This window comes from Spiroplasma endosymbiont of Tricholauxania praeusta (assembly GCF_964019535.1).
Lineage (GTDB): Bacteria > Bacillota_I > Bacilli_A > Mycoplasmatales > VBWQ01 > Spiroplasma_E > Spiroplasma_E ixodetis_A.
Genome location: NZ_OZ026450.1, coordinates 264,607 through 289,059, shown reverse-complemented (window position 1 = coordinate 289,059; position 24,453 = coordinate 264,607). Strand labels below are relative to the sequence as shown.

Below are 24,453 nucleotides of genomic sequence, written 5' to 3'. Positions count from 1 at the left end.
CTCTTAAAAAATATTTTCTTGTTTTTATATCATTAGTATTAAAGAATAAATAATCTAATTTATTTTGTTTACATGTTCAACAAAAATACTTTTTCATTATGAGTTGAAATTTCCTTATATGAAGTAACTATATAATTAATTGGTAAATCATCGTGTTTATATGGATTATTTATTTTAAAACTTTTTCTATTTTCTTCTCATGTAATGTTGTATTTAAAACATGGATTTGTAATATTAGTTTTGTTATCTGTTATTTCACCCATAAATCAACTATTATGCTGTTCATAAAATGTTAATGGTTCAAGTTTGATATCATTAAGATAATATTCTTTGGGTGTTTCTTGTTTATTAACAGTTATTTTTTGGTCTTTAATATATGGTTCTAATAATTTTATTAATTCATTACCACTTAATTCTCTTTTAATATTTTCTAAATTAAAAACTCAATATGTGTAACTGTTATCAACAATAAAAGAATTATTTTTAATCATTCATTTTGGAAGTGATAATTTATATTCAACATAATCAATAAGAATAGATTGTGGTTTATCTTTAACAATTTGTTCTTTTTTAAATTCTATTTGCATAATAATCCTTTCCTAATATGTTCTGTTGCTTCTAGCATAAAGAACATATATTTTGATTTTTAGATTATTAATAATACTACTATTCGTTTTATTCATTTCAGCAATTCTGGGCTCAAAAATAAATTGTGAAATTTTAAAAAGAAATCGAGGCATTCGATTCAATATTTATTTAATTGAACCGGCACCGCTCAATTTTTTTTACAAGTTTGAAATTTATTTTCTCGCACAAAAAAAATTTTTTCAAAAAAAATAAAAAATAAAACCAACACTTGCTCACTTGGGAGTGGCAAGGTTGGTTAAATAAAGAATAGAATTAATATAATAGGTCCCTACAACAGGTCTATATATACTAGTTTCCAATTCGCTCCCACCCCAAGAATTACCATTAATGGTTAGTATATTTTATTAGGTATCACTCCACTTTTTATTTATCCATGCAAGTCCACATGCTCTAGCTACTATTTTTAACAACTGTGTTGTAGTTCACTGTTTTAATTCCCTAACACGTGTTGATAATAGCGTTAAAGAGGGTTATTAAAAATTTTAAAATTTTATAATTACACAAAAAAAGACAAAATTTTTATTCTCGTCTTTTGTCATTTATTTTTAATTTAAGGGTAAAAAAAGAAAGGAGCTATTTTTAAAACTTTTTAGTTATCGACATCTTCGACACGCTCCCCTTTAATTTTATTAAAATATTAATAGTACGATTTAAAAGTTTTATTTAATAAGTAATTTATTATATTTTAATTTAATAATAAATCCAAAAAATATCAATCAATTTTTCTTGATTTTAACTAAAAATAAAAGATTGCTTTTGCAATCTTTTTAACTTATTTTATTAAATACATGATGAATTTGATGGTTTATATCCACTTGTTGAAGGTTGATTTTGTAAATCCATTGCATTTATTTTTTTAGTTTTATTAAAACTTAATCGGTTGATTTTTTCTTCAAATACATGTTTCTCATTATTAGCAATTTCTTTTTCTAATAATAAATTTTTAAGTTGATCAGTTTTAATTAAAATATCCTTATTTATATCTTTGTTCTTATTAACACAACCAAAAGTAAAAATAATAATAATATAATTTAACACTGAATTTATTTTTTTCTGTTCAAAACGTGCAATATCTCTTTCAATATTGGTAATTTCTCTTTCAATATTGGTAATTCTTTTAGTTATATTTAATAAAATTTGTTGATTTTTTTTTATTCTTAATTTTTTCATTTTTTTAAAAAAAAATTCAGAAACTTTCTTATCTTTTGAAAAATCTTTGGCAAAAGATAAACTATCATTACCCATTTTATCTTTCTCAATAAAATTAGCACCTTTTTCAACTAATAAATTAATAAATTTTAAATCAGCATTACCCATTATAGCATAATGTAAAGGAGTATTATCTCTATTATTTTTGACATTTATATTAGCGCCATATTTAATTAATAGATCTGCAGTTTCTAAAAAATTATGAAAACATGCATAATGTAAAGGAGTATTACCAGAATTATCTTTTTCATTTATATTTAAATTATTTATTTTATTAGTAAGAAAATAAATAACTTCCTTATTATTACCATTTTGTAAAAAGTAAATAAAAAGTTTTTGATCAAAAACTTTTCTTAAGTTTTCATCTGTTAATATTCTTTTTGCTTCATTCAATTCTTGCATTTTAAGTTTTGATTGAGGATTATTATTTTTATCTGGGTGAGTTTTTAGAGCAGTCTGTTTGAATTTTTTTTTAATTTCTGCTACTGATGCTGTTGGTAATACATTTAATATATCATAATAATTAGAAATTAATGATTTATCTTTCAAAATTCTTTTTTTCTCCTTTCAAAATAAAAAACCCATTTACTTTAAAATAAAGTAATGAGTTAAAAACAATATTTAGTTTTCAAATAAAGTATACATATTTGACTATTAATTTGGTAAATTTAAATATTTAAATTTACCAAACATTCTTTAGTGAACTTTATTTTATTCATCAGATTTTAATAATTCAATTAAATTCATTTTATTTAATTCATGATTATTAATAATAAATGTTGAAATATATATACCACTAATTATGATAAAACTTACTGGTAATATTCATCATGTTATTGTAAATGGTAAAGCCACACCAACAAAACTAATAAGAATATTAATTAAACCATAAATAGCAAGGTAACCTAGGGCAAACCCTACAATATAACCAAGTAATGCTCAAGGTGTAAAAATACCTAAAGTAAAAGAATTAATTTCTCAATTAGTATATCCTTCTGCTTTCATATGAGCCATAAAACGACGAAATTGATCGGTAAATAAATCAGTAATCATAATAACAATTAATATTGAACAAATAATCGTTGTCACAATAAATAAAGCACTAGCACTGAAAGCAATATCTGACATTTTAGTAAGCATTGCTTGTTGTCTTGATAATAAATAATTTTTTTTGACCATTGGTATATTTTGATTACCACTTAAACTAGTGGTTGCATAAATAGTATAATCATCTAAATTTGATTTAAAACTCATTCTTCCAATTAAATCAAAAACATTAGCATTAGCACTTAACTTACCATTAAATCATTGAAATACATCCGTTCCTGAATAATAAGGATTATCATCAATATAACTATAACCCATAATTTCATTAGCTCATTTTTGATCAACATAGGCTTTAGGAGTATCATAAGAATCTTGAATTCCCACAACTTGATATGTATGAAGTGGATTATCATTACCCGTAATATTTTTTCATCATGTTGGCATGTTATTTTTAATATCTGCTTGTAAACTATCAGCATTAATATTATTTTCTTTAGTTAAAATATTATTATTAACCATTCCCATAAATCATTCTGCTGGGCGGTTTAATAAAATACTTAATGGATCTTTAGGATCAAATCCATTATATCACTTTACCAAATCATATGAAAAAGGTCTAATTCATTTACCTGTTGAATCAGAAATACGTGATAAATCAAAATCAATAGTTTTAGCATTATCAGCTGTTGGAATTTTACCACTTTTAGCACTACCACTAATATCAGAAGGCAATTTTAATCAAATATCATTAACATTATTTCAAGTACTAGGTTCATTATTTATAATTGGTTGTCCTTTTTCATCATACATACCATTATACCTAGTGCCATGGATATCACTATATTCTTTACTATTATCAGATAATTTTATTTTTTGATCACCACGATAATTTCATTTTGTTCCACTTTTTGATCAGATGCCACCATTTGTAGTATAAGAATCTGTTGGTGGTGTTTCACCGTAATATCAATTTTCTTTTGGTAAAGGAATACTTTTACCATCAATATTTTTATAACATAAAGTATTAACTTGTGGTACACCACTAAATTGTGAACCAACATCTAATCCAAATTTAGATTGAAAAGCACGATTGATAACCATTGGAATAGCATTAGCATTAGCATTATATTTTAAAGCTTTAACTTCATCATTTTTTAATACTAACATTGCAGTATTGGGATTAATCCCAATAACATCCATTAGTTCTTTTTTAGCAATTTTTGTACTTTCATCAACACCAACTTTAAACTGTGTTACTAATTCTTCATCTGGTCCATTAATATCACCATTATTAGTAGTTTTTGGATTAAAAGCAATAGTATTATGACCAATACTAAAATAATCATAAGGATCTTCTTTAATATTAGGTCTTGGCAAACTATCAATACTCTGACGAACAAAGCCCGGTAATACTTGCTTTAAAATTTCTTTAATTGCCTCTGGACCAGGGGGCACTCCAGGATTGGGAACCTGCAAAATATTAGGTAATTGGCCACTTGCAAAATTAACAATATCATATGAAAATATTTTTGATGGTGTATTATCTTCTTTACTTAAATCAGTTATTAACTGATTACTAAAAGCTTTGCCACCTAATCAACTATATGATCAAACTAAATCATTAAGATCTAATGTCCCTGTTGATTGTTTTTGATAATAAGAGGACATTTTTTTTATAAACTCTGCTCTTTCAGATTCAGGAAAAGATGAATCAAAAGTAAAAATATCAGCAAAATTATTAGTTAATTTTTCTTTTTTAAACAATAATGGATTATATCATCCAACACGTGCCTTTTTCTCATCATAAACAATTTTATCTTCAGGTCAAGGCATAGCACCATAAGTTGGATAATATTTCTCACCACTTGGTCGATTAAAAAAATCTCATGAATATAATCCATATTTACTCATCGGCATATTCGGCATTGGTGTTTGATACTCATAATAATTTTTATATTTTTGAGTTTTGAAATAATTAACTTTTAAACTATTAATAGTGGCAGGAACTAGTGTTGTTGCTACAATTGAAAGTGAAGCTAAAGTAATAACTCCCGAAGTAACTAAAATTTTTTTTCAACTAGTTTTTGATAATGATAATAAAAAACGAAGACGAAAATTATTTTGTAAAAACTTGCTAGCTCTACTTTTAGGAACACCTAAAGCTAAATCACTATCTTTTTTAATTAAAAATAAAGGATCACGTTTTAAAAGACGAAAGGCAGTTAATAAAGTAACAATTTTAATAAAACCAATAATTAAAACAATTGAAATAAATAATGGAACAACATCAAAGTTAAAAACATTATATGGTAAAACAAATAAAGTATTAAAAATCTCAGTTAAATATACCTGAATTACAAGACCAACAATTCAGCCAATTGGAATTGCAATTAATAGCGTTAATAATGGATATGCCAAATAAGAAATCGTAATTTGTCATGTTTTATAACCTATTGATTTTAAAATACCCATTGAAACTTGTCCATGTTGGATTGCCTTTTTAACAATTAAAGTGGTGATAAAAATAACAACCGCTAGTAAAAATAATACTCCTGCTATTGCTGCAAATAAAAACCCAATTATTGCTGAATTAAATATCTTTTCTTTACTATTATAAAGCGAAAACTGACTATTGCTACTTGTAACTACAGGATTTGGATTAATAAGGTATGTAGAAGATGATTGTGGTGTTGAATCTGTATTACCATATTTCTCAACTAAATACTTATTATAATCATATTGATTTAAATCACTAACACCATTATCACTAAATATTGTTTTTTGAAAAAAATCATTAAATAAATCAACATCAAATTCATGAATACTATTTTTAGGAATATTATTTCATTTTGTAAAATACATTAAAGTATTATCGGTTTTATCTGCTGTCTTATATCAATTTCCATCATTTCATGCTGAAGGTGTAACATAAGCAATAAATTCAGTTCTTGTATTGGGAATTGGATCTAAGTCACTAATCGTTGGATAAATATCATAAGCATCACCACCAATACCACTAACAATAAAGTCAGTACCATTAATATTAATATGATCGCCTGGTTTATACGCTTTATTACTTTTATTTTTTCTTGCATATTGTGGCGTAATAACTATTTCATTTTTACTTGTTGCTGCAACACCTTCAAATACTTTTAGATTAGTATGATTTAAAGCATTAGGTAAACCAATATCAATAATTTTAGTATTAATTTGAGTATTATTAATTACTCCAGCACTGGCAGTAAATTGATTACGAACATATAAATCACGCATTTGTAATGCTGCAACCGCACGAATTAAATATGTAGAAAATGCATCTCTTTCAGTGCCATCACTAATCACATTATAGTTAAAAGGTGAATGATAACCAATAGAAGTATTAGTAAAATTAGTATAAATGTTACTATCTGATTCTGTTGCAGAAAAATTACGATAAATTCTCATTCATTGACCATTCATACCATAATCATTATCTAATCTTGGATCGGGTTCAGTTTCCTTAACTACTTTAATAAAAAGTTCATTTCTTTCTGTTGGATCTTGCAAATTAACACTATCAGGAATAGTAGCATCATTAGAAGAAGATCTAAAATTTATTTTATTTTTTAAAATTCAAGTGGTAACTTTATCATTATCAGTCGCATTTAATATTGGGTCTGTTGAATGTTTTGTAATCCATTCCTTAATAAAAGTATTAATAGATTGAAGAATATTGGGTGCTGTTTTTTTTAAGAAAACATCGCGATATAAATCATCTGCTGCTGTTTTAAAATGGTTTTTTAAATTTTCATTAGCAGCATTTTTTGATTTTAACAATAATTGACCATAGATGCTTGCTTTAACATTATTATTATTCAAATTAAAAACTAAAGGATTATCCGGATTTGTTCATCTTATATCATTAAACCCAGTAATATTACCATTATCACGAGTATAATCAATAGTTAAGTTATCTTTAGTGATTGGTAGGATTTCTTGATCTGTCCCTATTTTTGTATCATCAAAATAAAGCGCTTTAATACTTTTACTATTAGTTCCATCTTGAACATAAAATCGACCTAACTTTAAACTAAAAGCTTGATTAGCAATTTGTTTAATACCTTGTGACACTGGTGAATAAGGTAAAACAGCATCAAACTTAAGATCATTTAATCCTAATTGATTACTTCCTTCAATCATTCTAACGTATGATATTCAACTTCCAGTAACCAACGAAGTTGCAAAAGCAGTAAGTAATAGTAAAATAACTAACTGTAATTTACTTTTTCATGTAGCAACTAAAGTCTGCTTTAATAGTAACGCATTCTTAAATAAACTTTTTTTTGATTTCTTATTAGTAGATACCATTTTTTTATTATTCGCTTTTTCGCGTTTATTTAACCTTGCCATTACAGTTCTCCCTAATTCCTGAAATTAAAATTTTGCATTTAATTTTAATTATTAAGTTCACATATGGATTAATAATATCACACTTATACAAAATTAATATATAGGATAATTTTAAAATAAATAATAGATAGTTTTTATAATGTTTAATTTTTCTCTGTTTGATATATTACCATATTTAAATTGTTTATTTAAATAAATTTTAAAATTAAAATAACTAATGATACAATTTGTAAGAAATGAATTTAATTATTTTCAGAGTTAAATATATTAAATTTTAGTAAAATAAAATTGACAAAAATAACACTTTATTTAAGGAGAACTGCTATGAAAAAAGTATTTACCAAGTTAGGAATTATCTTAATAGCAAGTGCCACTATTTTACCTCTATCGGCTTGTACCTTTAATTTTTATGTTAACCGTGTAACTAATAGTATCGCTAAAAGTTTTGCTGACCAAACTTCTGCTTTAATTAAAAGTATGGTTATGTCAAAAGAGTTAGATGCTGATACTAGTAGTACTAATGATGATATTATGGGAAAAATTAAAAATAATAGTATTAATAATTTAACTAAAAATACTAGTTTAGATAATTGAGGTGATTTACAAACACGTTGAGGGGAAAATGGAAAAATTGATGTAAATAACTTTGATCCTGATAATTTTTTTAAAGCTTCTGGAACAGGTGAATTAACTAAAACCATCAATAGTAAAAAGCAAGTTAATGATGTTTTTTCATCACTTGATTATATTAGAACTATATCAATTATGGCTAACCCACAATTAGAAAATATAGTTGTAGGTGCTGGTATGGACCCCATTTCTAGTTTTTTAAAATCATTACAAGGTGACTTAAGCAGTTTACCAGCTGGATTACAATTAGTTGCTAATTTAATTAATAACTATGGTCCTAATTTTTTAAATCCGCTAACTAGAATATTTGGTAATTTAGTCAATGGCAGTTGATCTGATCAACAAACTTCTACACCCACTGATGAAGAAACATTAATTAAGTTTATGAATAATTGAAAAGATGATAATGGTCAACCTTATAGTGATTGGAATAATGGAAAAAGATGAAAAATAAGTCCAACTTTAGATAAATTTCCTGGTCACAAAGTAAGTGATTGAAAATCAAAACAAGATTATGATTTATATCATAGTGGCACTTTAATTAATTACTTGTTTTGAAAAATGAGTGAAGACAATAAAATCTTTGGTAAAGATGGTAAAACTCCACGATATTTAGGTGGCATTCTTTCAGAACATATAACACTTGATGGAAGTTTACTGCATCCAAATAACATAAAAGTTGATTTTGATTATAAAGGTTTTTTTACTGATGTTGAAAGATACCTTCCCTATCTTTTAACTAACCCACTTTATATCTTAACAATTATTGAAGCAATTATTCCGGTTATTAAAAAATGAATATTAGATATGCCAGATATTACTGAAGGTGTTAAAAACTTAACAATTGGTAATGGTTATCCATCAAAGCCAAGTGCTGGTAGCTATAATTTACTTGATATTATTAATACTATAAATTCTTTAATTAACCAACCAGAAAAATTAAAACAAATACTTCTAACCGTATTTGGTAAAACTACAGCAGAAACTCGTGGTTTTGATACATTCCTTTATGATCTTAAACTTAATTTAACAATACCAAAACCAATCTCTTTCCCAGTAAATTTAACTTTAGGAGGACTGATTGGTGATGAAATGTATAAACCTGATGACTTAATTGATACTATTATCAAAGCAATTAATACAGATAGTGTTAAAAAAATTATTACTAGCATTACTGATCTAATTACCAAAATTTCAGAACAATATCCAGGTAATGAAGGTATTAATATTAATTTAAAAGATTTAAAGAATTTTTTATTTAATAATACTACTGGTCTCTTAATAATTTTTAAAAATGATACTATTGTTACTCTAAAAAACATAATTAATAAAAGTGATGTAACAGCAACCGATGTCGAAGAATTATATAAATCATTAGGTGGACACATTAATAAAGATGATCCAGAATATCCAACTTTTACTCAGGGTTCAATACTTGATATTTTACAAAAAACTATGCTTGAACCAAACAGTCAACTAAATAATATCTTAAATTTATTACTTGGTACTACTGATGAAAGTCATAAATTAGGAATTAAAAATATTATTACTGCTAATAATAATCAATGAATTAAAGATAACTATGAAGTTTATTTTGATGCTGATAACACAACCGGCATTAATAAAAAAATAGGTAATACTTCTAATATTACTATGACTAAAACTACCATCAATAATATTGAAACAATTAATTTAAAATATGATTTTACATATAAAATTAAAAACACTACATATCATTTTATTATCACTGCTATTGATATTGAAAATTTAATTGATTTTCAAGGTATACGTACTTTTAAATTTAAAAGTATTACTTTAGTAAAATAAAAAACTAATTTTTAATATATTATTTACTAGATATTTAATAAAAAAATAATAGTTATCATAATAATAATTATTTTTAACTATAAAATATATGACTATATACTATACAATTTTAATTTTAATGCTATACTTAATTAAGTGCTTATTAATCTCATTATATCAGATATTATTATCAGATTTATCAATTAGGCGCCAGAAAGAAGAGGCATTGTTAATGGAAAACAATCAAACAATAGAAGCATTATTAGAAGAAATTAAAGTTTTAAAAGAAACAGTAATTACTATTAATGCAAGTTTAACAACACTTGTAAAAATCACAGAAGAACGTGAAAAACGTTTTGCTGAACGTGGAGCAAGAACACAAGGGGATAGAAATTCTTCTGATCGTGGAAACTTTAGACCACGTTCTGACCGTGATGATTCTAGTTGAGGAAACAGTGGTGGATTTAGCAGACGAAACCGTGACGACCGTAATCGTAAAGGATAATTTAAACAAATAAAAAAACTTATAACTAAATCTTAGTTATAAGTTTTTTTATTTGTTTAAATATATAAATTAAATATTAAAAATAACTATTTTAATTTCACTAATTTGTTAATTTTTCAAAATCTAAAACCCCATCAACTCAACTATTATTAAAATTAGTATCATGAGTTGTCAATAATACAGTGCCTTCAAATTCTTGCAATGCTTTTAATAAAGACTCTTTAGCTAAAACATCAATATGATTAGTTGGTTCATCTAAAATTAATAAGTTGTAAGGTTTTAATGCCAATGCTGCTAATCTAACCTTAGTTTGTTCACCACCAGAAAGTAAGTTCATTGGTTTCATTACTAAATTACTACGCAAACCAAAACTTGCTAAAATTCTTCTAATCTCAACATCATTTAATTTAATATCTAACTCTTTTAAATAATTAAATGGAGTAGTACTAGTCATTACTTCAGTCTGATGAAAATATGCTACTTGCATTCGATCATCTAAATTAATATTTCCAGCACTTGCTGGAATATTACCAGCTAATGTTTGCAAGAAAGTAGTTTTACCAATTCCATTATACCCTTTAACAACTCACTTACTACCAGTCTTAATAACAAAAGTAAGCGGCTTAATTAATGGTTTATGATAACCTATTTCAAGGTTTTTAGCTTGGACAGCAATTGAAGTTGTTGTTTTATAATACTTAAAATAAAACTTTGGAGGAGACTGGATTTGCTGTTTTTTGTTTTTCTAAAACATTAATTTTGGATAATTGTTTTCTTCTTGATTCAGCACTTTTAGCAGTCGAAGCACGTGCTGCATTTTTACTAATATAAGTTTCTAATTTTTCAATTAATTTCTTTTGATTTGAATATGCTGATTCATATTGACGATGATGTAAACTTTTTTGTTCTAAAAAACTTTCAAAATTACCAACATAACGAGTAATCATATAATTATCAATATCAAAAATAATATTACATGTTGTATTAATAAAATTACGATCATGTGACACCAATAAAAATGCACTAGGGTAATTTTGTAAAAACTTAGCTAATCAATTAATTTGTTCAATATCCAAAAAATTAGTTGGTTCATCAAGTAATAAAAAATCATCTTCATTTAATAATAATTTTGCTAATAACACTTTTGCTCTTTGACCACCACTTAAACTACCTAAAGTTTGTTCTAAAAGTTGTAAATTAATACCCAATCCATCAACTAAACGACCAATTTTTTACTAATAGTATCAAATCCTTGGTGTGTCAATTCATCTTGAATTTTCATTGCTTTCGTTAATAACTCTTCACTATAATTATTAGCCATTTCTGCATATAAGTTTTCCATTTGTTGTTCGCGTTCAAAAAGTTTTTGATAACTTTCACGCAAATATTGTAAAACTGTTAATTCTAAATTAACCTCTTGATGTTGATCCAAATACCCAATTTAAATTTTAGGATGAATATTTAAATTAATATGATCTGCAGATACTGTTCCATTAATAATATTTAATAATGTTGTTTTACCAACACCATTCATACCAATTAATGCCACATGTTCACCTTTATTAATTTGTAAAGTGGCGTTTTTATATAAAACTTTTCCACCATTAGCATGTGTTAAATTCTCAATTGTGACAATACTCATCTTATACCTCATTAATATTTTTTTAATTACTTAGTAATAATAACATGAATATTAGCCATAAAATAAGAGAAAAGAGAAAATAGTATTAATTTTATAGATTAAAATTTTATTATTTTCAACAAAATTGTTAACTTATTAATTATGTTGAAATAAACATTTTACTTTATTTCAAGTATTAGCTGAAATTGGAATATTATTAATACTCTTTGCATCAAATTTTTCTTGAGTTTGATGAGACAATTTTCTATTTTTAATTATATTAATATTTTGTTCAAAACTTGGTCTAATTTCATCAAAAGGTATGTTTTTTTGAGAACTTAAATAGTTTTTTAAAACTCTAGAATTGATATTATGAAAATCTATTTCTTTTAAGTCTTCCATTTCTAGTTTTTTTGCTTTTTTTGATTCTACTATCTTTCACATTTTTTTTAATAAAGGTTTAATTCCATATTCTTTTAGTAACTGAACGCCTAATACTGCTACAATTGCTAAAACTACACATCAACCTATAGGCAAAGCAGTGTAAGTGTTGCTATTCCTAAAGCTGCAGGAGTTCATCAACAAAGCGCCATTACAAGGGGAATTTTAAGAGCAAGAACAGAAATAATTCCCGAAACAACACCAAAAAGATAAGTTTCAAGGGCAAAAATAAAAAATTTTCCAACTCACCTACCTAATCGTTTACCTAAAGTATTTTTACTTTCTTTAATCTTTTCATCATTATTATTGACACCATTAATATTTTCTTTATTTTTAAAATCTAAAATAGATTTTTTTCTAATAACTATTTGCTTATCATTTTCATTTTTTATGAATTGACTTTCTTCTAAAAGTTCTTTTTTACAAGAATAAACTCTATATTGTTCTATTATTTTTTGTTCAACATCAGTTTCTTTATTATTAATATATACTATCTTTTCTCATATCTCATCATTACTAAAATAAATTCTAGTCACAATGCAAGAACCATTATCTTTATCTTTTATTTTCTCAAAAAAATATTCATAAATTATAATATCCTTATTAATTTCTGTTTTATATACAAAATCATTTTCTGATTTTATTTTATATGTTATTAATTCTCTCTGTATTTTCTCTTTATTTTGATGTAAAGGTTCATCTCTAGTAATTCATGGACCTTGTTTTACAATATTACTTATAGCTTTTGATAATATCGGTTTCATTTCTTTCTCCTTATTTGATTAAAAAATAAAAAAACCCATTTACTTTAAAATAATAAAGTAATAGGTTTAAATAAAAACTCATATACACACCAAATATCTTGTTATATTTTATATAATTTTTAAAACAAATTTATTTTTTCAAACTAGATCCCGCTTTGTTTTGTTTTTGTTGTTTTTTTTCTTCTTCTTCTTTTTCTCTTTTTCATCTTTCTCTAGTTTCATTCACATCATTAATTTCCCATTTAGCAACTTTGCTTAAATCTGTTGGGCCATTAGGTTCTGTTTTTCATGGGTTTGGCATTTTTTAATTTTCTCCTTACTTTAAACTTGAATATTTTTTCTCCATTTTAAATATTAAATATCCGACATCATTATATAGCTAACGAAAGTAATGTTTACTCATATCTTGAAAAACAAAATCAATCGCGTTTTTAATATTTGGTCAATAATTTGGTAATATTTTTCTTATATTATGTTTTATAGCAAATCAAAAATGTTCAATTGGATTTAAATTAGGAGAATATGGTGGAAGAAATAATAGTTTGCATCCAACATTTTCAATTAATTGTTTTGTTGCTTTAGATTTATGAAACGTCGCATTATCTAAAACTATAATTTGTCCACACTTTAATACTGGAATTAGTATATTTTTAACATATGATTCAAAAATTTTACTATTGCAATGTCCTTCAAATGCTCATAGAGCTTTTAATTTACCTTTATTTAGTGCACCAATTATACTCATTCTCTTTATTTTATATGCAGGTTTATTATCAAATAATCTTTTACCTTTTTCAGACCAACCATATTTATAAAATTCATTATCATCAATTCCAGATTCATCAATATATACCAAATCTTCATTCATTATTTTCGCTATTTCTTTTAAAAAATCTTCTTGTTTATTTTTATCTCTTTGTTCATATAGAAAAGTTTTTTTTATATGTATAATTTAGTTTTTTGAAATAGTTATAAACTGTTTCTTTTGTCATATCACCAAATTTTTCAATTACTTTTTGAACTGTAACATCTTTATTTTCTGCTAAATAATTTTTTAATTCATCTAAATCCTTTATTTTGTGGCTATGTCCTTTTTGATAATTCAAAATTGGTTTTATATTTCCGGTTTTTTGCTTTCTTTTTCTTCATAAAAATAAAGTCTTTCTAGTGATATTGAACACTTTACAAATTTCTTTAATTTTCATGTTTTTACTTTCATAAACTTCTATTACTTTTCTTCGTAAGTCCTCACTGTATGGTTTTGGCATAATTTAATCTTCCTAATCTATTTTAATTATTGCTGAATTATACTTGTAAGTGCAAGAATTGTTTAAATTACATATTATTATTTTACATTATTTATGAGTAAACATTACTTTCGTTAGCTATATATCTTTTTTATTTTTTTTAAATAATTTTTTACAAATTTTTATAACTAAAATTAAAACTATAAGTTTAACCACATATTTTTATTTTATTACTTTTATTAGTGTTTAAAAATTTCATAATACGTAAAAATTTTTACTAAAAATAAACACTCCATTAATGCACTAAGATTTTTTATAAAATTAAGATAAGTAGGGTAAAATTATTGCAATTTTTCCAAAAATATTTATCAAAAAATCAAAAACTTATATAGAGTATGAATATATTTTTGAAAAAAAACTGAAAATATAAATTATTTCTAAAAATAATAACAAATTTCCTTGCAATTTAAATATTATTTGTTATTATTCTTATAAGGATTTAGATAGCCTAGGTCCTTTAAAATTAAGGTAATATGTCAAAACATTATTCAATTATAATATTTTTAAATATAAAAATTTAAAATTAATCTAAAACCCCTAATTTAAACTCTATAACCCCAATAACCTTAATTTTTATTTATAAATAACCCCCCCTTTTTTTTTATAAATGACATATTACCTTAGCAATAATTCTTGTGTAGACAAGAGCTGAAAAGCTCTTGTTTTTTATATATAAAAAAGAAAAAATAAATTTAAAAATTAAAAATTGAATGTTATAATAAAACTTAAGGATCTATTTATAAATATCCTTAATATTTAAATAATTAAGTTACAGAACTCTAATCACTATAAATATAATAATTCTCTTAAAATTAACCCTAAAACCTTATATTTATAATGTTTTCTACACAATTAAATCTGTAACTTAATTATTGTTCGATAGCAAGAAAAAAATCTTGTTTTTTTTATATGCTAATTTTTTAATTTTATATGAAGTTATACTTACTTATTGTTATAATAATTTTATGAAATTAGGTGAGTAAATGAAAAAAGCATTAATTATTGATGGTAACAATTTATTATTTAAAGCATATTATGCTACTGCATATCAAGGAGTTAATCTACATTCGCTACAGGGTATTCCAACTAATGCCGTCTATGCTTTTATTAGAATGTTGACTAAGTACTTAAAATCTAACAACTATTCTAGTGTTTTTGTTGCATTTGATGCTGGTCGTAAAACATTTCGTCATGAAACTTTAGCAACATATAAAGGAAAAAGAAGTGAAACTCCGGTTGAGTTAATTGAACAATTTAATTTAGTTAAAATATTTTTAAACTTAGCACAAATTCCTTGGGGACAAATAAATAATTATGAAGCTGATGATATTATTGGCAGCATTGTTAAAAATAAAGTTGCTAGTAATTATCAAATTGATATTATGAGTAGTGATAAAGATTTATTACAACTATTAGATAACAATATTAAAATTCTTAATCCACAAAAAGGGATGAGTGATTTAAAGGTTATTACTATTTCTACATTTCAATCAGAATATGAATTATTACCTTATCAAGTTACCGATTTAAAGGGATTAATGGGTGATAGTTCTGATAATTTACCTGGTATTAAAGGAATTGGTCAAAAAACTGCTATTAGTTTATTAAAAGAATATGACACATTAGAAAATATTATTGAAAATGTAGAACAATTAAAACCAAATGTTAGTAAACTAATTAAACTTAACTTTAATAATGGTATTATTTGTAAACAACTAGCACAACTTAATTTAAATACACCAATTACTGGTAATTTAGAAACGTTTAATTATAATGTTGAAAATTTAAATAATGAAAAGTTACAAGACTTTTACAAACAATATAATATGAACTCTTTATTAACACAAGACACTAATCCTAAAAGTAATAAAAATAGTACATCTCACGTTCAAATTATAAATAAGTGAAGTCAAGAATGAAATTGTGATTCAAATTACTTATGATTAGAAATTTTTGGTGATAATTATAATCGTGATAATATTATTGGTTTTGGTATTAAAAATAAAAAAGGAACATTTTATATTAATAAAATCAATGCAATTAATTGTTCTAATTTTCAACATTTCTTACAAAATAAAAAACTACAAAAAATAACTTGAGATTTAAAAAAGGTTATTATCGCAGGACTACGTTTAAAATTAATAATAAATAATATTATTTTTGACCATATGTTAGCTGCTTACCTTCTTTATGCTAATGAAAAAATATTACCAGAAAACATTGCTGTTATGCTCAATGTCAATGTTAAAGATAATTTAAGCGCTGATGATTTCTATGGCAAAGGTATTAAAAAAAATATTCCCAATGATGAAAAAGAAATAGCTATTTTTTTAGAAAAAAAATTAAATTTTTTAACAGATTCTCATCTCATTCTTATAAAAAAATTAAAAGATACTAATAACTGAAATTTATATCAAGAGATTGAACTACCTGCTGCTTTTGTATTAGTAAATATGGAGTGTAATGGTGTTAACATTGATCAAAAAAAATTAAAACTACTAACTGATAAAACTTTACTAAAAATCCAAGATTTAGAATTACAAATTAAAAAAGAAAGTAATAGTAATTTAAATCCAAATTCACCAAAACAAATTAGTGAATACTTATTTAAAGAATTAAAATTACCTAATTATAAAAAAGGTAGTACTGCTTTTGAAGTTTTAATTAGTTTAAAAAATCAACATCCAATCATCGATATTCTTTTAGAATATCGTAAATTACAAAAATTATATTCCACTTACTTACTTGGTTTACAAAAATATATTTTTGATGATGGTAAAATTCATAGCATTTATAATCAAGTGCAAACCAGTACTGGCAGGTTATCTTCATTAGATCCTAATATGCAAAATATTAGTATTCGCGATAAAGAGCAAAGAGAAGTTCGCAAAATCTTTATTCCAAGCAAACCACATACTAAAATACTATCCTGTGATTATTCGCAAATTGAATTAAGAATATTAGCTCATATTAGTGAAGATGAAAATTTAATTAAAGCTTTTCAGCAAAAGCATGATATTCATCGCGAAACTGCAAGTAAAATATTAAATATACCTTTAGCAGAAGTTACTAACGAACAAAGACAAAATGCAAAAGCTATTAATTTTGGCATTGTTTATGGCATTTCTAGTTTTGGTTTATCACAACAAATAGGAATTAAAGTTGAAGATGCTAAAATATTTATTAATAAATATTTTTCGGTTTTTCCAAAAATTAAAAGTTATATTAATAATATAATTGATTTTTGTGAAAAAAATGGATACGTTCAAACAATTTTTAATCGTAGAAGAGAAGTAATGGAAATTACAAATAAAAATAAGGTGATTCAAAATTTTGGTAAACGAATAGCAATGAACATGCCAATTCAAGGTAGTGCTGCTGATATTTTAAAATTAGCAATGAATAAAATTTATGAAGAAATAAAAAAACAAAATATTGATGCAATATTAATTGCACAAATTCATGATGAATTAATTTTTGAAGTTGAAGATAATAAAGTTAATGATGTTATTACTAAAATTACTAAAATTATGTCTAATGTTACTAAATTAAAAGTTCCCTTATTAATTAATACTAGTATTGGTGATAACTGATTTGAATTAAAATAAATTTTTAAAAATTTATTAATATTTAAAATAAATTAGTTTATTATATTTTATTGGAAGGAAAATAAAAATGCCAGAATTACCCGAAGTTGAAACTGTTCGCAAAACTTTACAACCACTTTTAACTAATCATAAAATTATTGGTGTTAGAATTCTTTTAAATAAAATTATCAAAACACCAAGTATTGAACAATTCACAAAACAAATTATTGGACAAACAATAAATGATGTTCAAAGAGTTGGTAAATTATTAATATTTATATTAGATGATTATGTATTATTAAGTCATTTACGAATGGAAGGAAAATATTATTTTCAACAAAATAATCAATCAATAAATTGAAAACATGTCTTATTAATATTAGAATTAGACAATAAATACGAATTAAGATATCATGACACAAGACAGTTTGGAACCTTTCATTTACAAACTAAAAATGAATATCAAAAAATAAAACCTTATATTAATATTGGTCCAGAACCTTTTAATAAAAATGTTACTGCTGAATATTTAAAAAATAAATGAAAAAATAAAAGTCAAAGTATTAAAGCAACATTATTAGAACAAAATGTTATGAGTGGTTTAGGAAATATTTATGCAGATGAAGTATTATTTTATGCTAGTATCCATCCGCAAAGTATTACTAAAAACTTAACACTTAAACAATTACAAGAAATCATTAATAAAGCAAAATTTGTGCTTAATAAATCAATAAAACTTGGCGGATCAACAATTAGTAGTTATACTTCAAGCCTTGGTGTAACAGGTTACTATCAACAAGAATTACAAGTTCATACTAGAGCAAAAATGCCTTGTTTTAAATGCCATACTATTATCAAAAAAATAAAAATAAACCTTCGCGGAACTTACTTTTGTAATCACTGTCAAATTAAATATTAACTGTGGAAAACTCAAAAGTATATATTAATAAAGAATATTTTTAATAAAAAAAGTGGAATAAATGTGGATAAGTATGTGTTTTAATCATTTCACTTTATTTATATTCTTTATGTGCATATAATTATCATACCATGAAAGAAATGGATAGTAAAAAGAAAGTTAGGGAATGAATATGAACAGAACAATAAATGATATTGATATTTTTAAGTTGAACCAATCAGAATATATTAGTAACGAAGATTACCAAATTTTATTTATGTTATATCAACCAATAATTGGTATTGAAGCAATAAATTTATATTTAACTTTAGTTCAAGAAAAGTTATTAACAAAACGTATTAATCTTGATTTCAATCACGGACGAATTAAATCTTTATTAAAAATAACTTCCACTCAATTACTTGTTGCTTTCCAACAACTTGAATCTGTTAACCTTATTAATACTTATTACTATTCTTTAAAATCTACTTACATTTATCAATTGTGTTCTCCCTTATCTGCTGATGATTTTTTTGCTAATACCCATTTAAACTCAGAACTACTTAAACAATTAGGAACTTTAAATTACGAAAGACAAAAATTTTATTTTTTGAAAAATGATATTGAAATTACAGAAAATTATGTTAATATTACTCAACAGGAAAATACTATCCCTCAATCTTTAAAATTAAAAACAGCACTTAATAATATTTATGCTAAACAAGAACAAACATCAATCTCTAGACCAATTTATTCATTTCAAAATAAAAATAAAATTAACACTATGAAAGTTAATTTAAATTCTAATGGTAATACAATTATATCTAAAGATAATTCTAATGTTATTAATACCACATTAAATTTAATGCAACAAAAATTACCTGAAGAATATTTAAAAAATTTAACTGGTAAAATACCAACTGATAAATTAAAAACAACATTAGAAATATTAACTAATAACTTTCAATTAAATAATGCTGTAATTAACTGCTTAATTGAATATGTTTGATTTAAAAATAATAAACGTTTAGAACCAAACTATATTATTAAAATTGCTGAAACCTTTCAAGAAAATCAAATTAATACTATTGATGATGCTTTATCTCATTTAAAACTTGCTTATGCTCGTAGCAAAAAAAATCCACAGCAACAATTTCAACAAGAATCATTATGATCTACTACAGAACAATCAACAACAAATAATTTCAATAAAAAATTAATTAAAAAATATAAGGTTGATAATATTAATAAAAAAGATATAACATTAACTCAAGAAGAAATAAAGAATATTTTAAAGGAATTTGATGCCCATTAATTTAATTATTAAAAGACACTATTATTAAGTAAGGAAATGATTATCATGAAACTTAAAGCGACAACTATCTTAAAAGAAAACATTAACAATGCTGAACTTCATGACTTTATTAAAAAAAACAACTTAACTAACAGCAAACTAGAACCATATGTTGAATTATTAAAAACTTATATTGATAGCTACAATTTATGTAAAAAACGAGAAAATCTTAGCAAATGTCTACAAAATGTTAAAGGATATCGTTATAAACTAGTAATGTTACCTAATCAAAAAATAAGTTTAGTACTAACCGATTGTCTTCATTCTATTAATAGATCTGTCCAACAACAAGTACATAATAATTTTTTAATTAAATACTATGATGATAAACTTTTATCACTTTCATGAAGTAAAAATTTTAATGCCTCAACTAATGCAAGAAAAGAAATCATCCAGTATTTACATCAATCTTTAAAACACAAAAGTTATCAAGGTTTATACTTATATGGTGACACAGGTAGTGGCAAAACTTTTATTTTTATCTTATTTGCAAATAAATTAATTCAAAAAAATCAAACTGTTTGTTTTATTGTATGACCTGAATTTGTTATGGACATTAAAAAAAGTTTTAAAAATGATACTGATACTAATCAGCAAATTGAACAATTAAAATCATGTGACTTATTATTTATTGATGATTTAGGCGGTGAAACCGTTAGCGCTTGAGAGCGTGATGAATTATTATTTAGTATTCTTAATGCACGAATTTTACCATTAAAAACTACATTTATTAATTCTAACTATAGCATTAGTGAACTATATCAACATTATTATTTAAAAAATAGTAAATCAGAAGAAATTAAAGTTAAACGCTTATTAGAACGTATTCAAACTTTAACTATACCAATTGAATTAACTGTTGAAGAATCACAAACTACAATTGAAAATAATAATATTGACAATATTAATAATGAAATAGAATATATACCAATATAAAATATAGTATTTTTCATAAAAAAATAAAATAATGAAAACTATAATTAAAATAAAGGAAATAATTTACTAATAAAATAAATGTTTTATAAATAAATCCATATTTTATGACAAATATTAACAATATTTGTTTATAATATACCTAGTCATTAATCAATATAAAAAACAAACACACAAAAGGAGTGACTTAATAATGGCAATTAAAATTGCAATTAATGGATTTGGGCGCATTGGCCGCCTTGCCTTCCGTCAATTATTTGACAAAAAAGAAATTGATATTGTTGCTATCAATGATTTAGGAAATGTAGAAGCCCTAGCATATCTATTACAATATGATTCAGCACATAGAACTTGAAAACACGGAAAAATCAAAGCAGACAAATCAAAAAATACTATTAATGTTGATGGTAAAATAATTAAAGTTTGTCAAGAAAAAGACCCAAAAGCATTACCATGAAAAGCCAATGCTGTTGATATCGTAATTGAAGCAACTGGACGTTTTACAACAAAAGAATTAGCACAAGCACATATTGATGCTGGAGCTAAAAAAGTTGTGATTTCAGCACCAGCTAAGGGAGACTTAAAAACTATTGTTTATAATGTTAACCATGATATTCTAAAAAGTACTGATAATATTATTTCTGGTGCTTCATGTACTACTAATTGTCTTGCTCCTGTTGTTCATGCTCTAGAATCAGAATTTGGAATTATTAAAGGATGAATGACAACAGTTCATGCTGCAACCAATGACCAACGTTTACTAGACTTAGAACATTCAGATTTCAGAAGAGGACGTAGTGCTATGTCTAATATTGTTCCTGCAGCTACAGGTGCTGCTGCAGCTATTGGTTTAGTTATCCCTTCTGTTAAAGGAAAACTAGATGGTTCAGCAATACGTGTTCCAATCATTACTGGTTCAATTGTTGATTTAACAATTGAATTAAAGAAAAATGTTACTGTTGAACAAGTTAATGCAGCAATGAAAAAACATAGTAGCGAATCATTTGCTTATAATGAAGATCCAATTGTTTCAACTGATATTATTGGTTCAAGTTTTGGTTCAATTTTTGATGCAACATTAACAAAAGTTATTGAAGTTGAAGGCAAACAAATTGTTAAAGTTTTTGCTTGATATGATAATGAAATGTCATATGTATCACAATTAGTAAGAACAGTAATACACTTAGCAAAGCTAAAATAATTTTTAAATAGTTTAATTAAAATATTAAACTACAAAAATGCATCTTACCAATTACAAGATGCATTTTTATTAATCGTTTTAAAAATATATTAAAATTATAATATGAAAAAAGGAGATGAAAATTATATGAATAAAAAAACATTAAAGGATCTTGATTTTAAAAATAAAAAAGTTATTGTTCGTTTTGACTTCAATGTACCATTAGAAAATAATAAAATTACCGATGATACAAGAATAAAAGCAAGCATCGAAACTATTAAGTATTTACAAAATCAAGATGCAAAAATAATCATGTTATCACATCTTGGAAGAATTAAATCTGAAGCTGATAAAGCGAAGAATACTTTAGCGCCTGTTGCAAAAAGACTAAGTGAAATCTTAAAAGAAAATGTAATATTCATTAATGAAACTCGTGGTACAAATCTTGAAACAGCTATTAATAATCTTAAAAACAAAGAATTACTTTTAATAGAAAATACTCGTTTTGAAGATTTAAATGGTAATAAAGAATCTACTAATAATCCCGAATTAGGTAAATATTGAGCACATTTAGGTGATGTATTTGTTAATGATGCTTTTGGTACTGCACACCGTGCTCATGCATCTAATGTTGGTATTGCTACTAATATCAAAAATAGTTGTGTTGGTTTATTAATTGAAAAAGAATTAACAATGCTTAATAAAATCACCGTTAATCCAGAACATCCTTTTATAGCAGTACTTGGTGGTGCTAAAGTATCAGATAAAATTGATGTTATCAAACAATTATTAACAAAAGCTGATAAAGTTCTTGTTGGTGGTGGTATGGCTTATACTTTTATGAAAGCATTGAATTATAAAATTGGTGATTCATTATTAGAAAAAGATAAAATTGATATTGCTAAAGAAATTATTGAATTAGGAAAAGAAAAATTAATACTACCTATTGACTTTGTAATTGCTCCGGAATTTAAGGATATCAAAGGTAAAATTACTACTAATGAAAATATTGATGATGGATATGAAGGAATGGATATTGGTCCAAAAACAATTAAATTATTTGAAAATACTTTAATTAATGCTAAAACTGTTTTTTGAAATGGACCATTAGGAGTTTTTGAAATGAGTAACTTTGTTAATGGAACAAAAAATATTTGTAAAACTATTTCACAATTAAAAGGTGCATTTACACTAATTGGCGGTGGTGATAGTGCAGCAGCAGCAGTTAAATTTGGATATGAAAATAAATTTAGCCACATTTCAACTGGTGGAGGTGCTTCATTAGAATACCTAGAAGGTAAGGATTTACCTGGTATTAATGCTATAGAAAATAAATAGTGAAAATATATGATTACTCAAGATCAAACAACAAGTGTTTTTATTCTTATTAGTTTATTTTTAATTGCGATGGTTTTAATATTTCAATTATTCCAATTTATTTTTTGATTAATTATTATTTTAAAAAGTAAAAAAAATGATACTAAATTAAAACCTAGCTATCAACAAGCATTATCCAATGAAAATATTAATTGTCAAATAGTTAAAAGTAAATTTACTTTTAAATATCTTAACTATAATTTTAAAAAAAATATTTTAAAATTAAAAAGTCGTGATTTTAATGAAACCACTACTTGAAATAAATATCAAACTTTAAGTAGTGTACTTGTTATTAAGTGAAAAAATAATTCTCAAAAATGAAGTAATTTAGCTCTACCAATTATTAATTTATTTTTTATAAATGGTGTTATTATTACTATTATTTGTGCTTTATTATATTATATTCCAACTCAAAATAATAATATTAACAAGGAAATATTAGCAATTTTTAGTTTCCTTAGTTTACTTATTATTACTATAAGTTGATTATTTTGAACAATGTTTTATGAAAAATTTCGTAAGCAATTAATGACATTAAATACAGAATTAAATTATAATGAACAAAAAACTATTAAATATATTACCCTATTTAAATCTTGTTTTCCATTTTCTGATTTAATGTTTTAAATAAAATAAAATTATTTTATTTAAGTATCAATTTTTACCACAAGTGTAAATTTGATACTTTTTTTATTATTTTTAATTAAATTTAAACTTAAAATTTATTAATAATTGATGATTAAATAAATTTCTATTA

21 protein-coding genes are annotated in these 24,453 nt (G+C 24.3%); 9 read left to right on the top strand and 12 right to left on the bottom strand.

Translation table 4 applies throughout. The annotated features are described in order from the left end of the window. Positions 1 to 68 precede the first annotated feature (68 nt). The 3 genes from AACK96_RS01600 to AACK96_RS01590 all read right to left on the bottom strand — a co-directional run bounded on the left by AACK96_RS01600 (position 69) and on the right by AACK96_RS01590 (position 7,293). Entirely contained in the window at positions 69 to 587 is a 519-nt protein-coding gene (locus tag AACK96_RS01600; protein ID WP_338973655.1) for a hypothetical protein, read from the bottom strand. Between the two features lie 841 nt (positions 588 to 1,428). Further along, entirely contained in the window at positions 1,429 to 2,406 is a 978-nt protein-coding gene (locus AACK96_RS01595) for an ankyrin repeat domain-containing protein (protein ID WP_338974656.1), read from the bottom strand. A 162-nt stretch (positions 2,407 to 2,568) separates the two neighbouring features. Continuing rightward, a complete protein-coding gene (locus AACK96_RS01590) occupies positions 2,569 to 7,293 on the bottom strand; it encodes an ABC transporter permease (protein ID WP_338974654.1) in 4,725 nt (1,574 codons plus the stop codon). A 324-nt stretch (positions 7,294 to 7,617) separates the two neighbouring features. Here AACK96_RS01590 and AACK96_RS01585 point away from each other — a divergent pair, with 324 nt between their 5' ends. Together AACK96_RS01585 and AACK96_RS01580 are read left to right on the top strand one after the other, a co-directional pair. Beyond that, positions 7,618 to 9,750 (top strand): hypothetical protein, encoded by a 2,133-nt coding sequence (locus AACK96_RS01585; RefSeq protein WP_338974652.1) that lies wholly within the window; start codon positions 7,618 to 7,620, stop codon positions 9,748 to 9,750. A 211-nt stretch (positions 9,751 to 9,961) separates the two neighbouring features. Next, entirely contained in the window at positions 9,962 to 10,234 is a 273-nt protein-coding gene (locus AACK96_RS01580; RefSeq protein WP_338974651.1) for a hypothetical protein, read from the top strand. Positions 10,235 to 10,334: 100 nt separating this feature from the next. On the opposite strand, the gene AACK96_RS01575 is transcribed toward AACK96_RS01580, so the two are convergent. The 9 genes from AACK96_RS01575 to AACK96_RS01535 all read right to left on the bottom strand — a co-directional run bounded on the left by AACK96_RS01575 (position 10,335) and on the right by AACK96_RS01535 (position 14,328). Continuing rightward, on the bottom strand, positions 10,335 to 10,799 hold the full coding sequence (locus AACK96_RS01575; protein WP_422397330.1) for an ATP-binding cassette domain-containing protein: 465 nt from the start codon (positions 10,797 to 10,799) through the stop codon (positions 10,335 to 10,337). Positions 10,800 to 10,932: 133 nt separating this feature from the next. Continuing rightward, entirely contained in the window at positions 10,933 to 11,442 is a 510-nt protein-coding gene (locus AACK96_RS01570; protein ID WP_338974649.1) for an ATP-binding cassette domain-containing protein, read from the bottom strand. 8 nt (positions 11,443 to 11,450) lie between these two features. After that, positions 11,451 to 11,666, bottom strand: a complete 216-nt coding sequence (locus AACK96_RS01565; protein WP_338974648.1) for a hypothetical protein — start codon at positions 11,664 to 11,666, stop codon at positions 11,451 to 11,453. Between the two features lie 9 nt (positions 11,667 to 11,675). After that, entirely contained in the window at positions 11,676 to 11,888 is a 213-nt protein-coding gene (locus tag AACK96_RS01560) for an ATP-binding cassette domain-containing protein (RefSeq protein WP_338974647.1), read from the bottom strand. Between the two features lie 123 nt (positions 11,889 to 12,011). Beyond that, positions 12,012 to 12,392, bottom strand: coding sequence for a hypothetical protein (locus tag AACK96_RS01555; RefSeq protein ID WP_338974646.1), 381 nt, complete (start codon positions 12,390 to 12,392; stop codon positions 12,012 to 12,014). Next, a complete protein-coding gene (locus AACK96_RS01550; RefSeq protein WP_338974644.1) occupies positions 12,383 to 13,060 on the bottom strand; it encodes a hypothetical protein in 678 nt (225 codons plus the stop codon). Before AACK96_RS01550 ends, AACK96_RS01555 begins: the two co-directional genes overlap by 10 nt. 130 nt (positions 13,061 to 13,190) lie before the next feature. After that, entirely contained in the window at positions 13,191 to 13,361 is a 171-nt protein-coding gene (locus AACK96_RS01545; RefSeq protein ID WP_338974642.1) for a hypothetical protein, read from the bottom strand. A 78-nt stretch (positions 13,362 to 13,439) separates the two neighbouring features. Next, positions 13,440 to 13,940 (bottom strand): IS630 family transposase, encoded by a 501-nt coding sequence (locus AACK96_RS01540; protein WP_338975131.1) that lies wholly within the window; start codon positions 13,938 to 13,940, stop codon positions 13,440 to 13,442. A gap of 28 nt (positions 13,941 to 13,968) precedes the next feature. After that, entirely contained in the window at positions 13,969 to 14,328 is a 360-nt protein-coding gene (locus AACK96_RS01535; RefSeq protein ID WP_338973555.1) for a helix-turn-helix domain-containing protein, read from the bottom strand. Positions 14,329 to 15,350: 1,022 nt separating this feature from the next. On the opposite strand from AACK96_RS01535, the gene polA reads away from it, so the two are divergent. From polA to AACK96_RS01500, 7 genes are all read left to right on the top strand, one after another. Next, positions 15,351 to 17,975 carry a DNA polymerase I gene (gene polA / locus AACK96_RS01530; RefSeq protein ID WP_338974640.1) on the top strand — a complete coding sequence of 875 codons (2,625 nt, stop codon included), beginning with the start codon at positions 15,351 to 15,353 and terminating at the stop codon, positions 17,973 to 17,975. Positions 17,976 to 18,042: 67 nt separating this feature from the next. Next, the gene (gene mutM, locus AACK96_RS01525; protein ID WP_338962004.1) at positions 18,043 to 18,873 is read left to right on the top strand and encodes a DNA-formamidopyrimidine glycosylase; all 831 of its coding nucleotides are present in this window, start codon (positions 18,043 to 18,045) and stop codon (positions 18,871 to 18,873) included. A 172-nt stretch (positions 18,874 to 19,045) separates the two neighbouring features. Further along, the gene (locus AACK96_RS01520; RefSeq protein WP_338974638.1) at positions 19,046 to 20,167 is read left to right on the top strand and encodes a DnaD domain protein; all 1,122 of its coding nucleotides are present in this window, start codon (positions 19,046 to 19,048) and stop codon (positions 20,165 to 20,167) included. Positions 20,168 to 20,212: 45 nt separating this feature from the next. After that, the gene (locus AACK96_RS01515; protein ID WP_281748610.1) at positions 20,213 to 21,142 is read left to right on the top strand and encodes an ATP-binding protein; all 930 of its coding nucleotides are present in this window, start codon (positions 20,213 to 20,215) and stop codon (positions 21,140 to 21,142) included. 190 nt (positions 21,143 to 21,332) lie between these two features. Then, positions 21,333 to 22,340, top strand: a complete 1,008-nt coding sequence (gene gap / locus AACK96_RS01510) for a type I glyceraldehyde-3-phosphate dehydrogenase (RefSeq protein WP_338974636.1) — start codon at positions 21,333 to 21,335, stop codon at positions 22,338 to 22,340. A gap of 126 nt (positions 22,341 to 22,466) precedes the next feature. Continuing rightward, positions 22,467 to 23,657 carry a phosphoglycerate kinase gene (locus AACK96_RS01505; protein ID WP_338974635.1) on the top strand — a complete coding sequence of 397 codons (1,191 nt, stop codon included), beginning with the start codon at positions 22,467 to 22,469 and terminating at the stop codon, positions 23,655 to 23,657. Between the two features lie 9 nt (positions 23,658 to 23,666). Next, positions 23,667 to 24,323, top strand: coding sequence for a hypothetical protein (locus AACK96_RS01500; RefSeq protein WP_338974634.1), 657 nt, complete (start codon positions 23,667 to 23,669; stop codon positions 24,321 to 24,323). Positions 24,324 to 24,453 lie beyond the last annotated feature (130 nt).